Annotated in this window: 13 protein-coding genes; all 13 read right to left on the reverse strand. The window is 45.4% G+C overall.

All coding sequences use genetic code 11. The features are described 5' to 3' along the window. Nucleotide 1 precedes the first annotated feature (1 nt). Complete coding sequence (gene pseI / locus OS112_07600) at nucleotides 2-1,051, reverse strand: pseudaminic acid synthase (protein ID WAC04325.1); 1,050 nt, start codon at nucleotides 1,049-1,051, stop codon at nucleotides 2-4. Nucleotides 1,052-1,075: 24 nt separating this feature from the next. After that, complete coding sequence (locus tag OS112_07605) at nucleotides 1,076-2,110, reverse strand: ATP-grasp domain-containing protein (protein WAC04326.1); 1,035 nt, start codon at nucleotides 2,108-2,110, stop codon at nucleotides 1,076-1,078. Then, nucleotides 2,107-2,793, reverse strand: coding sequence for a metallophosphoesterase family protein (locus OS112_07610; GenBank protein WAC04327.1), 687 nt, complete (start codon nucleotides 2,791-2,793; stop codon nucleotides 2,107-2,109). Before OS112_07610 ends, OS112_07605 begins: the two co-directional genes overlap by 4 nt. A gap of 13 nt (nucleotides 2,794-2,806) precedes the next feature. Continuing rightward, entirely contained in the window at nucleotides 2,807-3,742 is a 936-nt protein-coding gene (locus tag OS112_07615) for a class I SAM-dependent methyltransferase (protein ID WAC04328.1), read from the reverse strand. Beyond that, the gene (gene pseG / locus OS112_07620; protein ID WAC04329.1) at nucleotides 3,732-4,778 is read right to left on the reverse strand and encodes a UDP-2,4-diacetamido-2,4,6-trideoxy-beta-L-altropyranose hydrolase; all 1,047 of its coding nucleotides are present in this window, start codon (nucleotides 4,776-4,778) and stop codon (nucleotides 3,732-3,734) included. Before pseG ends, OS112_07615 begins: the two co-directional genes overlap by 11 nt. Beyond that, nucleotides 4,775-6,091: an aminotransferase class III-fold pyridoxal phosphate-dependent enzyme gene (locus OS112_07625; GenBank protein ID WAC04330.1), complete on the reverse strand. Its 1,317-nt coding sequence runs from the start codon at nucleotides 6,089-6,091 to the stop codon at nucleotides 4,775-4,777. Before OS112_07625 ends, pseG begins: the two co-directional genes overlap by 4 nt. A 2-nt stretch (nucleotides 6,092-6,093) precedes the next feature. After that, nucleotides 6,094-7,371 carry a GNAT family N-acetyltransferase gene (locus OS112_07630; protein ID WAC04331.1) on the reverse strand — a complete coding sequence of 426 codons (1,278 nt, stop codon included), beginning with the start codon at nucleotides 7,369-7,371 and terminating at the stop codon, nucleotides 6,094-6,096. Then, nucleotides 7,368-8,354, reverse strand: coding sequence for a Gfo/Idh/MocA family oxidoreductase (locus OS112_07635; GenBank protein ID WAC04332.1), 987 nt, complete (start codon nucleotides 8,352-8,354; stop codon nucleotides 7,368-7,370). Before OS112_07635 ends, OS112_07630 begins: the two co-directional genes overlap by 4 nt. A 176-nt stretch (nucleotides 8,355-8,530) precedes the next feature. After that, nucleotides 8,531-9,481: a glycosyltransferase gene (locus OS112_07640; protein ID WAC04333.1), complete on the reverse strand. Its 951-nt coding sequence runs from the start codon at nucleotides 9,479-9,481 to the stop codon at nucleotides 8,531-8,533. 27 nt (nucleotides 9,482-9,508) lie between these two features. Next, entirely contained in the window at nucleotides 9,509-11,317 is a 1,809-nt protein-coding gene (locus OS112_07645) for a hypothetical protein (GenBank protein WAC04334.1), read from the reverse strand. 52 nt (nucleotides 11,318-11,369) lie between these two features. After that, a complete protein-coding gene (locus OS112_07650) occupies nucleotides 11,370-12,308 on the reverse strand; it encodes a phosphoglycerate dehydrogenase (protein WAC04335.1) in 939 nt (312 codons plus the stop codon). Then, nucleotides 12,305-13,075: a 3-deoxy-manno-octulosonate cytidylyltransferase gene (locus tag OS112_07655; GenBank protein ID WAC04336.1), complete on the reverse strand. Its 771-nt coding sequence runs from the start codon at nucleotides 13,073-13,075 to the stop codon at nucleotides 12,305-12,307. Before OS112_07655 ends, OS112_07650 begins: the two co-directional genes overlap by 4 nt. Next, nucleotides 13,072-13,824, reverse strand: a complete 753-nt coding sequence (locus tag OS112_07660) for an SDR family NAD(P)-dependent oxidoreductase (protein WAC04337.1) — start codon at nucleotides 13,822-13,824, stop codon at nucleotides 13,072-13,074. Before OS112_07660 ends, OS112_07655 begins: the two co-directional genes overlap by 4 nt. Nucleotides 13,825-13,828 lie beyond the last annotated feature (4 nt).

Consider the following 13,828-nt stretch of genomic DNA (forward strand, 5'->3'; position numbering starts at 1 on the left):
GTTATTCAACCAAATCCCATGACAATGGTGTGCCTCTTTTAATATCTTTTTTTGCCTTCTTTCCGATAATCTGATCCTGATATTTTGGAGGTAATCCATGTCCTGGCCGTATCGAACGTACATTATGTTCAGAGAGAATTTCTCCTCTGGCAATATCCCGGACCACAAAAAGCGATCTTCGGTATAACCGGCTCGCTTTTTCGTGTTCAGTCACTTCATATGAGACTTTTCCAAGTGCACTTTGGGTTGTCCGCACCGCATCAACCATTGCCTTGAATTCCTGCGGTTCAAGAGAGAATGCACTATCCGGTCCCGGTGTGCTCCGGGAGAGGGTGAAATGCTTTTCGATGATGCAGGCACCAAGCGCAACTGCCGCTAACGGAACAGCAATTCCCAGCGTGTGGTCGGACAACCCAACCGGAACATCGAAGTATTCTGCCATGTGGGGAATAGTGCGCAGGTTCATCTCTTCCGGAGAAGCAGGATATGCACTTGTGCATTTCAGGAGGGCGATTTGGTTATTCCCCGTCTCGCGGACTGCATTGACAGCGTCCTCAATTTCCAATAACGTTGCCATCCCGGTTGAAATGATGACCGGTTTACCGCAACCGGCAATTTTTTTGATTAAAGGGATATCAACAACTTCAAATGATGCAACCTTGTATGCGGGTACATCCATTTTTTCGAGAAAATCAACAGATGTTGTATCGAACGGTGTAGAGAAGAGATCGAGCCCGATATTATTTGCGATTTTTTTCAGTTCCGGTTGCCATTCCCATGGCGTGTAAGCTTCATTGTAAAGTTCATAGAGATTCTTACCTTTCCAGATTAAACCATCACCGATCTGAAAATAATTTTCTCTACAATCAATAGTCATCGTATCGGGAGTGTAAGTCTGAATTTTTACTGCATCAGCTCCGGCATCCTTCGCACTCCTGATCAATTTTACGGCTTGATCGAAATCCTGATTGTGGTTTGCAGATAATTCGGCGATGATATAGGTCGAAGTCCCGGGTCCAACCAATTGTTTGTTTATTTTTAATGCATTCATATCAACACAATGCCGCTTCTTTTCTCAGGTTTTATCATATTTCTGTTTTTCCGGCATCCATTCAGGAATAGTTTCAAATCCATTTCCAAAATCGATAAGTTCGGATATATATCTTTTAAAACGGACTCTTCGGGTGGATGATCTCCCGATATCCACTGATCCCTTTAAGACGAGATCCAATGACCATTCAACATCGTTAAACCCGCAAATAGCTCTTGCTGCAGTCAGACTTGAAAATCGCGGATTTACTTCAAGTAATTTCACGCCTTTGGAACTTTTCCGGACCTGAATGTTGATACTGCCATGCGGTGAAATGATCCTTGCGATGTTTTTTCCGTACTCCAGAACATCAGGATCATCGCAGGTTTCCGCATACCATGATGCCCCGGTCAACCCGAGTGATCTCCGAAAGGCTATAGCTTGGATCTGTTGATCATCTGAAAAAATTCCAATAGAATATTCACCGAAATCATCATCTATGTATTCCTGAACAAGGGGGAGATCACAGTAAAGGAGGGCAGTTTTCAATTCTTCCGTATTATTCGCAATATGCACTGATTTTGATCCTCGTGAAATCCGCTCTTTAACAACTACCGGGTATCCGGTTTTTTGAATCAGTTTTGATACAGCCCGAATATTTTTTCCATCGGCATACAATGCAATGTTGATTTTTTTATCCAGGGCTTGCATGCTTCGGAGTTTATCACCGTATGTTCGTATGATCGATGCATTCTGACAAATGAACGGTATTCCATTAGGTAATTGTTGTATATTCCCGAATTTACTTAAAAAAGAGATTTCCTGTTCACTGGCAGGAATGAATGTATCGATACAAAGATCCGAACAAAGCCCGTCAATTTCTTTGACATAACTTTGTTCCGTGGCTGGCGGAACAACCTGAAATGAATCAACAAATAATTTTCCGATCCCGTTATCTTCAATGTCACACCCGTGACATGCAATTTTTCGTTTGCTTAATTTTAAGGATTTTACAATGGCCTGCCCGACATCCCCCCCGATTGCACTTACCAAAACCTGAAGTTGGGATTTATCTTTCATTGAAGTACCTGAACCAGATATGCATTCTCCGGATCATGGATCCGGGCATCCTCTATTACCTGCCGTGGATCGTATGAAACCCTGAAAAACTGTACGTCTCGTGAAGATATATCAAGTTCTGCAAAACACGCACCTTTTTTTCCATCACGGGGCTGTCCGACCGACCCGGGGTTGATGATTAGCTTTCTACCGATATGTTTAACCATGGGATAATGAGTATGCCCAAGCAGGATGATGTCATCATTGCAGGACTCGAACCGGTTCCAATCGGAAAAATCAGGATAGACACGTCCATTGAGAGGATCCCAAGGAGATCCGTGTATGAGGGCCAGGGATACTCCGTCAATGTTGAGATGCAATTGCACCGGGAGAGCAAAAAGCCTCTCTTTTGAAGTTACAGACAATTGCTCTGCCGAACGCTTCAGAGCGGAACCGAATGCTCTTTGATAATCATCAGGGAGTGAGTCTGAAGATAATAAGTCAAGAAGGATCTGATCGTGATTTCCACGGACACTAGTCACCATATCTGCTGGCATCATTTCTATGCATTCGTTAACAAAGGAGTAATAACCTGCAAAATCCCCCAGAAAAAGGATACGATCCACCCGCTCAATCAGACAGTCAAGCACTACCTTTAACGCGGAAGAATTCCCATGAATGTCAGAGATCAGACCCAATTTCATTTCAAAGTCCCGTTCAGTGTGTGTCCGTATTTTTCAGTTGTGCATATACCAAACAGCACCGTCCAAGAGAATGCTGTGCAAAACAGGAATACAAATTGCGTCGCAGCGAACATGGTATAGCCATTTCAAATAATTTTCTTTTCTGATGACACATGGATCCAACTTTTGGATCTCTGATATAATTGTCCCCCATCAGAAGGAACAATTCCATAGGGAAGTCTGTTGTCTTTTCAATTACAGAAAAATCCTGTGATTCAAGAAATTTTTGAAGAGAATCCATTGAGAAATAGTTAATGTGGTCGGGAATGGACGGCCACCAAGGGTCTATTTCGAGATTTTCCTGCGCAGTCATCTGAAAAGATGAAAAATCATTTGGTACATTAACGAATACAATTCCACCAGTTTTTAATAGTCTTTTGACGGTATTCATCATTTTCTGTGGATTTGTAGCATGTTCAAGAACCCCAAACAGGGTCACAACGTTAAAGAAATGCTGGTAATTCGGGTACTCCGCAATAAAACCATCAAGCGTACTATTGAATACCTTCATATTCTGGATTTCATATGCAGCATTCTCAGAAGGTTCAATACCGACACAGTCCCACCCCATCTTGTTCATGTATTTTAAAAAATAGCCTGATCCACAACCGATATCACAGATTTTTCCTGATCCTTCTGGAAGATATTTGGAAAGTATTTCATTAACATCATTGTAAAGGGTGGCATTCATCCACTGCATTTCTGAATCTGCTTCATCGCCACCATCAAGGTAGTGTTTTAAATTCCTTCCTTTCGCCCCCCGCCTTATCTGGTCAAAATAAGTCCTCTTATAATAATCATCGATGTCCTGATCTGAGGGGATGGGATCAAGATGTTTATAGCCACAGACATTACAATCGATGATTTTCTGACCATTTTTCTGATAAATAATGGTACCTTCATGAGGCATTTCGTTCACCAGTAATACATTCAATTACACGCTTACTGCCACCACCGTCAACCAGAATCCTTCCTTTCTCTGCCATTTGCTTACGCAAATCTTCTGACTTAATAACATCCATTAGTGCCAATGAGATATCATCTGGTTTTAGTTTTTCAAACCAGCCGAGATTCTTAATAACACCGAATTGATCTAGTATTTCCGAATTTAAAACTTGGTTTTGTGCATGATTAATTGTGATACCTGGCAGACCCATAAACGCCAGTTCAAGATTTGTGCTTCCCCCTGCAGATATCGCAAGATCTGCCCATGACATCAGTTCTGGCATATCTCTGGCATTCACAATTAGATCTCCAGTGAAGTGACTCGAAATGATTTTTTGTTGCATTTTTTGATTGTTTGGATTATTTTTTGCAACTATTACTTTTACCTCAATCCCATTAACAGTTACACTTCCCAAGGCGTCAAGTACCATTGATGTCACATTTTCTGGGTCTGAACCACCCAGAGAGACGAGGATTTTTTTTGCTATCCGGGGTATACGCCGGTGCCAATTTTTCCATTTTAAAAATTCCTTTCGGATTAAAGCAAATTGCGTACCGAGGATCAATTTTGTATATACCGCTCGTTTTTTGTAGTAAGTATCATTTGCATATATATTCTGATTCAAAACAAGATCAGCAGAATAATAATCAGCATGCCCAAAATCATCAATGAAAAGAATTTTAAGTCCATTATCCTTTAATAAACGCTGAAATTCTGCATCAAAAAGATATCCATCAACAACAACCCACTCTGCTCCGTTCTGCTCTGCAATTTTACCGGTCTTGTAAGCATCTTCATGACTTCCGGCCTTGGTTGAATGATAGATAATGTCCATACCATCAGCATTGATCGACTCTTCTGCTGAGGGGGTGGTGCCTGCCATAACAAATGTCACTTTCCCACCCTGCTCCTGCCATCCCTGTGCCACTGCAAGACACCGCATCACATGCCCGGTGCCAATCGCTGTGCTGGCATCTGCACGGATAATGAGATTGCTCATGTCAATCGGTGGAACCCGGAATGTGCCGCAGGTCCTTTAAGCATACTCATAAGTGTGCCTTTATCTAGAGCTTTAGAAATGGAGATCATCGTATCCCCGGTTTCATCGAGATACCTCTGGATATGTGCATCCGTGTGAGCGTAACTCGCATCGTATGATTTTCCGGCAAGGAATCCCTTCTTTAGCATATTCTGAGTGAACAAAGTCTGTGCAGCCAGACTCTGGTCGCATTTAAATGAAAAATGACTTAAGGGGGGAATGCCCCCCACATCCAGTTCAAGTCCTGCAACTGCAGCCGCCTTCTTCCAGCCTTCCTGCACTTTCCTTCCGGATTGTATCAGCTGGTCCGGAACATTGCACCGCTGATATTTTGCTATCGTTGCCAATGCAGCAACCGGTCCGATGCGCTCTGTCCAGTAAGTGCTGCTGATGAAGGTGTCCTGAGCTGCCTGCATAGTATCCTCCTTTCCGATGATTGCCGCCATCGGATACCCGTTACTCATTGCCTTTGCGAATACAGCAATGTCGGGTTTGAGGTTATACAACATATGCGCACCACCGGTTGTCAGCCGGAACCCTGCAGAGACTTCATCAATAATTAATACCGCCCCTGATTCTTCTGCAACTTCCCGGACTTCTTTTAGAAAGCCCGGATCGGGTTCGTGGTCCTTGGTGGGTTCCATAACGATCGCCGCCAGTTCATTGCTGTTCTGTGACTGTATTGCACGCAGTTCCTCAGGATGATTATAGCGGAACGGTAAGGAAGTCCCTAAAAGTCCACGGGGAACCCCGGACGGGTCCAGTCCCGGGAGAAGATGCCCGTCAAGAGCGCGGTCGTTTGCAAGATTTGCAGAAAGGTACCAGTCATGCCACCCGTGGTAACCGCAGAATGCAATCTTATCTTTTCCCGTTTGGGCACGTGCGATCCGTACGGCAACCGCCATCGCCTCCCCACCACAACGGGTATAACGGACCATTTCCGCCCAAGGATGGAGTTTAATCAACACTTCAGCAAGTTCCACTTCCTCAGGGCAGTTCAGGGTGCACATAGACCCGTTTTTTATTGCTTCCGTCACAGCTGAGTCAACATCGTCATCGGCATAACCCAGCGGGCAGGCACCAATGCCCATGATACACATGTCGATGAAGTGATTCCCGTCAAGATCCCAGACTTCATCCCCCTTGGCACGCTGGTAATACGAAGGCCATAAATCCGGCAGGAACTGTTCGCTGCGTTTGGACAGGAGCTGGTTCCCGCCGGGGATTATTTGCTTTGCTTTTTTCCAGAGTTCCGGACCTTTATTTAAGTGCATCACTATTCACCGGTTTTGTCCTTGGTATTTAATATACTCATTATGAATTTCTCTCGATCAGGGGCAGCATTGACGCCTGTCAGAGGTTCGGTCTTTTCAATACCGAAACCGGCATTTTTATAGCAGTTGATTGCTGCCATATTCTCTGATACCACCCCCAGGCAGATTTTATGAAGATTCATTGTGGAAAATGCATAATTTACAACAGATTTCACTGCTTCTGTGCATATGCCTTTGCCCCACCACACCGGATTTCCAATCATAATCCCGATTGTTGCCTCCTTTTTATCAAAAAATATTGGTTCAAGTTTGACATTTCCTATATGAATATTTGTTTCCTTTAAAAAGATTCCAAAAAAAACACATTCTCGACTTTTCCACTTTTCAGCAATATACAGTTTCAGTTCATTTACCGATGTGTGCTTGGTTTCCAGAAACCGGTTTACTTCCGGGTCATTCAGCCACTGACAATAGGTCTCAGAGGCGTCTGTGGGCAGAAGCTGTCGTAAATACAGGCGATCTGTCCGCAGTACAACACTTTTTGCATCATCAATCAAGGATATGAAATATCCTTCATTTGATGCAATATGCTGATTGATGGTGAGAAGATCCGGATGCGTATTAAGATAATCGAAAATATCCTCCAGTCCGAAAATATCGGTTCCTATTCCTTCGAATAGTTTACTGATAAACAAAAAATCTTCACGGGTATCCAGAGTGAACCGGTAAATCGGATATTTTTTTGGAGCATACACATTTTTCTTTTTCATGGAAAGACTATTGCGGATATATGGGGTTACGTGCTCCCTTTCAGAGCCCAGTTTTGCATTTTTCCAGGCATCCTCAAGGGATTGAAATGAGAACACCTCAATGTCAAGACCATCTGGATAGGTATATTCCAGTGTGTTCGTAACATAATCATACCCCCCTTTACGGTATTCCCCGATAACATAATCGATAACCCGGGGGTCATGCAATGGACAGTCTGCCGTTACCCTGACAATTTCGCTGATGGCATACGATTTTGCACATTGGTAAAAACGGTCAAGCACATCATTTTCCGACCCCCTGAAAACTGGGATTTTCTGGCGATTGCAAAAATCAACTATTGCATCATCTTCGGATTTTTTTGTCGTGGCAACGATTGTTTTATCAAGATATGCAGCTTTTGAGACGCGTGATATCACGTGCCAGAGAACCGGCTTGCTATGAAGATCCAGCAGCACTTTTCCCGGTAGCCGGCTGGATCCCATCCGTGCCTGGATAATTGCACCGATCATTTGGGGAATACACCCTCACTCATACTCTTTGCTTCAAGAGCAATTTTTAAAATTTTTGCAGCATTGACGATGTCGGATTCCGGAATGGTTCTGTTTCTGATACACTGCATAAACATCTGAATTTCCTTAATATAGAGATCATTGATATCAAAGCGATCCTTATACGAGAATATATTTTCTTCACCATTCTTGAAATCCACAACCCGGTCGCCAAATACCCACTCGGTGGTACTACCGTCCCGGTAACATATTTTACATTTTCTGGAGTATCGTTTCTGCAGGTAATCCGAATGAATCGTCACCAGTTTATCAGCATATCTGAAATGAAATGACGCGGTATCTTCTACATCGATCTCAAAGTTGCTGTACTGCCCGAAAGTGCAGAGCACTGAGTCCGGATAGCCAAAAAGCCAGCAGGCATAATCAAGTTCATGCACATCGTCAAGGATAATGCCTCCACCCATGGATCTGTTTGCGCTGTATACTTTCCGGTAGTCAACTCCGGGCCTCCAGGTCGGCATGTGCGATCCTGACTCAATCTGGGCGAATGCAACTTTTTTTGGATCTACGTTCTCTTTTAAAAATACGAGTCCTGATTCAAAACGGAGATTAAAACCCCCCATGGTAATTAATCCCTGTCTCGATATGGAAGTGAGCAGCTCCGGCACTCCTTCGTAAGTGTGTGACAGTGGTTTTTCAATAAAAAAATCCAGACCCGCATCGACGACCTTCTGCGCAACAGGGATATGCAGGTGATTCGGGGTGCAGATGAGTGCCGCATTATAAGATTCGTGCTTCAATGCTGCATCGAGATCATAGACCGGGGCATATCCCTTATCCCTGCAAAGTACGGTCAGATTTTCACGTGCCACATCATGAATGCTGACTTTTGCACCCAATTGGGCACAATTTTGTGCATGACGGCGCCCAATCGAACCGGCACCGATGATCAAAATTTTTGGCCTGTCTTGCTGTTCATCCATCGAATGATTCCTCATGAAGATAACAATATTCAGATTCTATTTTGGTTTTTCTCAACAGTACATTGACGGGTTTTGTCATAAATTAATAGCTGGGAAAAATTATAGTGAAAAAACCTATGACGATAAGTCATTTTATCAACCAAAAGTAAGGTTGATAAAAAACAAAGAGCGGCAAATTATGCCTTCCTGAAATTTTCATCCACTTGCACAAGATCGCCGCGAATAATATGATAAATCCCTTCAAAATTCCCCCGCGCAACCAAGAAACCATTCCGGTTCCTCTCCCACACGCTTTGTAACAGGTTGAGCAGAACCTCGCCAATTGCAGACCAGTAAAACAGCACTACTGACAATTCGGGATTTTTCTTCACAAAGTGATAGCGGTTGATGACTGCCATTTTTCCCAGCGTTATATTCTTCGCGGGGTTAAACGGCGGGGGGTTATGTGTGACCCTTGCTTTATGAACAACGAATAATTGGTATTTTTTAAACACACGATAACTAAACTCTGCGTCCTCATGATATGCCCAGCCGGAATACCATTCGTCATATTTATAACTGTTCAGGATTTCCCGCCTCCATATTGTCGCTCCGCCGCAGAGCCATTCACATGGAATATCCTGGCTGGCTGGAAAGGCGCTGGTGCAGAACCCGGACCTGAGCACTTTTCCTGATACAGGGTTACCAATGCAAAATATTCTCCGGATTATCCCTGACAGCGGCTTCTTTTCCGGAATATTGATTATGTTGAATCCGACCCCCCCCGTATCCGTTGGACACTGCTCCCAGAAACTGAGCATTGCTTCAATTGCACCCGGTTCAAGCTCAATGTCGTCGTCAAGGTAACCGCTCAGCGTGATATCGTCATGCAGTTGTTTTATCCCTTCATTCCTCTGTCTGGTCAGCGATGGCGGGGAGACATGAATATAGGTATCATCGCTGGAAAGATACTCCCGGATCTGTGATTCTACCGGCTTATCACTCCCGTCGACGATCACCACTTGGGAGGGCCTGATCTCCTGCGCATTGATCGTTTTTAATAATTTAATCAGTAATTCCGGCCGGTTCCTCGTAGGAACAATCAGGGCCAGCCGGTGTCTGAAATCGGTCTTATTAGGAATATTCATACCATCCTGCAATTTGATTAAAAGAATTCACATGAGGAATTCCTGAAGCCGGTCATCAGTGATCCTGGCAATATACCGGTCGATAAATTCCTGGGATGCCCGGAGTTTTGGTATGTATTCTGCCGGGTCCATTGCGTACATCATTGTGATGGCGTCTGCTAATTCCTTTTCTGTGCGAACGGTCCATGTAAGGCCTGAAAAATCGAACAGAGGATTGACACTGATGATGTCAGACTGTGCCACATAGAATACCGGTATTCCCATTTTCAAAGCTTCCAGCGCGAGTGTGCTCCCACGGTAAATTACAGCATCAGTGGCGTCAAGATCCGCCCGAACCGAATCGTTTTTTGAGATTGAGAAATTGCTGCACACCCCAGCATCAAAGACAAGATTTTTTTTGAAATCCCGGTAAGGCAGCGCCGGGTGGGGACGGATGACAACCTGTATAGTATCGTTGTCGTGTAGTGCTTTAAAGGCAAAATCTGAAAGATTTACGGATTCGGTGAGGACTCCTTCCGGGGTTACAAGCACGGAGTTATGGCGGATCCGTTCTTTTGCAGCAAGGGAAAACAGATGAGCAAAGCGAAGCCCGCAGCCGGCTTTCACCCGTTCTGGATCAAAATTACCTTCATGGATCAGGAATTCACGGGTCACGTCACCAACCGTAACTATCCGATCCGGCATGGGGATGAAATCCTTTTCCCGGCTGCTGATAATCATGTTTAGGGAGGATTTCGAGAGTGCCGCGTGCTGGTAGCCGATAATTTTTGTAGCAGGAGAAATGTCTCTCAACGTCCCAAAGCACACTTTTTCCCATGGATTGTTCTCATAGGTTGTTGTAAATGTGTCAACCGTTATCGTTTTCACAAGTCCTGTAATAATCGAAGAATAAATATACTGTTCAAAGATGTGAAGACGAAACTCCTTTGCCAGTTCCTGTCCGACAACCCCGGTCACATCAAAACCACAACACATGATCCGATCAGTGAGCACAATCCGGTTTTTCCTGATTGCGAGGAGGGCATGGATGGGATCTGCAAATGATAAAAAATATTCTTCAGGAATGATAAGATGATCCTGCTCACCGGCAATTTTCCGTGCAATTTCACGGTAATTGCCGATTGCTCCCGCGAGAATGAGCACGTTTTTATAGCGGGAAATGAAATCGGGAAGCGTCCCGAAAAATGAATCATGGTATTTACTTCCCATGATTGAACGTTCGTAAAATCCGGATCGGACTACGTAATATCGGCCGTCCCTGTCGATCTTTTCCCGTACGCGACGGGAAAAATACCATCTCGAGATGAGGATCTTTCCCCATATCCTGAATACGAACCGGACCCGGCTTGTGATCCCGGAGAATGCATCTGCAGCTGCATGAAAAAAGGATTCAAAAAAACCGGTATGACGGATAAACCTTCTTGAGTGCTCTTGGCAGTACAGTTCAAGAGAGGGAAGAATTGTCGGGGGCGGGTTGATGATAATCAGATCCCTGTCTTCTCTCTTTTCTAAAAACCGTAATAGAGATACAAGAAAAAAGATGTCGGGCAGCAGCTGCGAGATGAACTTGTTCTTTGACGAAACAAATGTCGCCCACCAGGTGCGGGAATGGTATTGTTTCCCCAAGCCGCCGATAAGGTCAATATAATTTTTCACATATTCCTGCCGGAACTCCTCATTCTGGATCAGATCAAGGGGAACCTCACGGGCACCGCCCGATGCAAGCAGCGTGATGAGCGGTGCACTTTTTTCGCCGGGATACAGAAAATCTGGATTTTTGTACCTGCCCAGTATATCCTTTACTTCCCGTTCATTTCGTGCAATTATTACATCCATATGCATTCCGGTAATCTGGACAGATTTGAGATTGTGTTTGGCCGTCGGCAGCCTACCGCCAAATCGGCAGGTTAAGGTTGTTTAAGAGATTTTCAACCGACTCACGCTCCATTTCAGCCCGGGACTCCTCCGTCAGGGTTGATATATGCGGGGTGAGTACCACATTTTTAAGCGTGCGGAGCGGACCATCGTAGGGTTCATTTTTAAAAACATCCAATCCGGCACCACCAAGTTGCCCGGAACGGAGATTTTCATAAAGGGCGGTTTCATCAATGACCTGTCCCCTGGACGTGTTGATAATAATTGTCCCTTTTTTCATTGTTAAAAACTCTGACGGTCCCAACCTGAACGGGTTTTCAGATGAGAGGGATACATGGAGACTGATCACATCGCTTGTTGTGATTAGGGTTTTTAGATCCACGATCCGTACTCCGTGCAATTCAGCCCATGAATGATCCGGGTAGAGATCATACCCCATGACATCCGCATGGAAAAGCCTGATATATTCTGCCACCTTTTTTCCGATTCTTCCAAGCCCGATAATACCGATCTTCCGGCTTGAAAGGTTATGCCCGGCCTGTTTATTCCATTGCCCGGACTGAACGACTGCCGTATGGTATGTCAGGAGGCGCAGAAGATCAAAGATCATGGCAATTGTCATTTCAGCAACGGGTTCGACCACAACACCGGGTGTATTCAGGATGGTAATTCCCTGTCTGCGTGCATACTGCTGGTCGATAGTATCCGTGCCAACACCGCTGCGGCTGATGCATTTCAGCTCGGGCAACTGCTCGAGAACTTCACGGTCATAGGGTTCAACACCGGCAATAATTCCCTGGCAGCCATGTGCAAGCTCAATTATTTCATCACGGTTGAGCCGGTGGCCCTTTCTGTTGTACACGATTTCTGCACCGGACTGTTCAAGCATCCTCACCGGCATGTCTGAATACTCCCCGAAACTCTGGAGTGCCACGAGAATTTTCACGGTCATAGGGAGAGGATCCTTTCGTAATATTCACGCTGCACAGGATCAGTCCTGAGAACATGTTCGACGACCGCAACATCATCCGGTCGGTCCACTCCATGTGTCTCGTCGTTGATTATTACGCTCCGGATTGAAAACCCATGTTCCAGAATTCTCAGGAAGTCAACTGATTCGGCAACCTCCAGCTGAGTCGGTGACAATGCCGTAAAGGTTGACAGGAAACTGCGGGAAAATGCAGAAACCCCTGTCTGTCGGTAGCAGGGGGCATGGTTATCGACACGGAAATAGGGTATGGGAGCACGGGAAAAAAACATGATGTTTCCCTGCAGGTTGACTGCAGCCTTGACGATATCAACATCATTGAGATCGTTCCGATCCCTGATCAGTGATATCAGGTTGGTGCAGTTCACGGACGGATCGGAAAAAAACGGATCAATGAGTTGCCTGATAACCCCGGGCATGAACAGGGGCTCATCCCCCTGTATCATGACAATAATGTCGGCGTCCACACCATGGGCCGCTTCTTCAACCCGGTCCGTGCAGCGCTCATGGGTTGATGCTGTCATGATCGCTTTTCCCCCGTACCGGTGAACTGTATCCATGATTTCATGATCACAGGTCGCAACATATACTTCATCCACAGCATCTGAAAGCAGTACCCGACGCCGAACATGCTCGATCATGGGCAGATCGAGGATACGGGAAAGCGGTTTGCCGGGAAACCTTGAGGCAGCCATCCGGGCGGGAATAATCACCGCGACCTTTTTACTCATTGCGGCAGCACTCCGCAATCAACATTGATGCACTGGCCGGTAATCGCGGATGCCGCGTCAGATGCCAGGAAAAGACATGCTTTGCCGATCTCCTCACCAAGCGGAAGCCGCCTGAGCGCAGCATTTTCAAGGGCGAACTTTTCCAAATACGCCTGAATATCCCCACCTGCAGCCGGAGAATGTGCATCCTGCAGGGCTCCAAGAAGACCCGGCGTGGAAATATATACCGGGCAGACCGCATTAACCCGGATTCCCCGCGGCCCGATTTCCTTTGCCAGTGCCTGGGTAATTCCGTTGACACCGAATTTCGACGCGCAGTATACCGAGTTGTTAGCACTCCCGCGCTTTCCGGCAATACTTGAGATATTGATGATGGACCCGTTTTTCTCAAGGTGACGGGATGCTACCTTACAACCAAAAAATACACCTTTGAGATTGGTATCGATCATGGTATTCCAGAAATCCTCGTCCACTTCCCCGACCGGGCGCCATGCAGAAAATCCGGCACAATTGATATACGTATCAAGCTGCCCGGTCCATGCAAGGGTCTTTTCCACAAGCCGGATTATTTCGGATTCAGATCTGACATCCGTTTTAAAGAACCGTGCCCGTTTACCAAGCTTTTCAGCAATCCTGGTATCTGTTTGGGCACCAATCGTCACATGATATCCATGCTCATAAAAAACCCGCGTGATACTCTCCCCGATTCCCCGGTTTCCACCTGTGATAATAGCTGTTTTTCCTGTCACGATC

Source organism: Methanoregula sp., from assembly GCA_026625165.1.
GTDB lineage: Archaea > Halobacteriota > Methanomicrobia > Methanomicrobiales > Methanospirillaceae > MVRE01.

Bases quoted from the DNA above. Each gene is read 5' to 3' on its own strand.
- pseI (WAC04325.1), bottom strand. From the start codon at position 1,051: ATGAATGCATTAAAAATAAACAAACAATTGGTTGGACCCGGGACTTCG.
- OS112_07605 (WAC04326.1), bottom strand. From the start codon at position 2,110: ATGAAAGATAAATCCCAACTTCAGGTTTTGGTAAGTGCAATCGGGGGG.
- OS112_07610 (WAC04327.1), bottom strand. From the start codon at position 2,793: ATGAAATTGGGTCTGATCTCTGACATTCATGGGAATTCTTCCGCGTTA.
- OS112_07615 (WAC04328.1), bottom strand. From the start codon at position 3,742: ATGCCTCATGAAGGTACCATTATTTATCAGAAAAATGGTCAGAAAATC.
- pseG (WAC04329.1), bottom strand. From the start codon at position 4,778: ATGAGCAATCTCATTATCCGTGCAGATGCCAGCACAGCGATTGGCACC.
- OS112_07625 (WAC04330.1), bottom strand. From the start codon at position 6,091: ATGCACTTAAATAAAGGTCCGGAACTCTGGAAAAAAGCAAAGCAAATA.
- OS112_07630 (WAC04331.1), bottom strand. From the start codon at position 7,371: ATGATCGGTGCAATTATCCAGGCACGGATGGGATCCAGCCGGCTACCG.
- OS112_07635 (WAC04332.1), bottom strand. From the start codon at position 8,354: ATGGATGAACAGCAAGACAGGCCAAAAATTTTGATCATCGGTGCCGGT.
- OS112_07640 (WAC04333.1), bottom strand. From the start codon at position 9,481: ATGAATATTCCTAATAAGACCGATTTCAGACACCGGCTGGCCCTGATT.
- OS112_07645 (WAC04334.1), bottom strand. From the start codon at position 11,317: ATGGATGTAATAATTGCACGAAATGAACGGGAAGTAAAGGATATACTG.
- OS112_07650 (WAC04335.1), bottom strand. From the start codon at position 12,308: ATGACCGTGAAAATTCTCGTGGCACTCCAGAGTTTCGGGGAGTATTCA.
- OS112_07655 (WAC04336.1), bottom strand. From the start codon at position 13,075: ATGAGTAAAAAGGTCGCGGTGATTATTCCCGCCCGGATGGCTGCCTCA.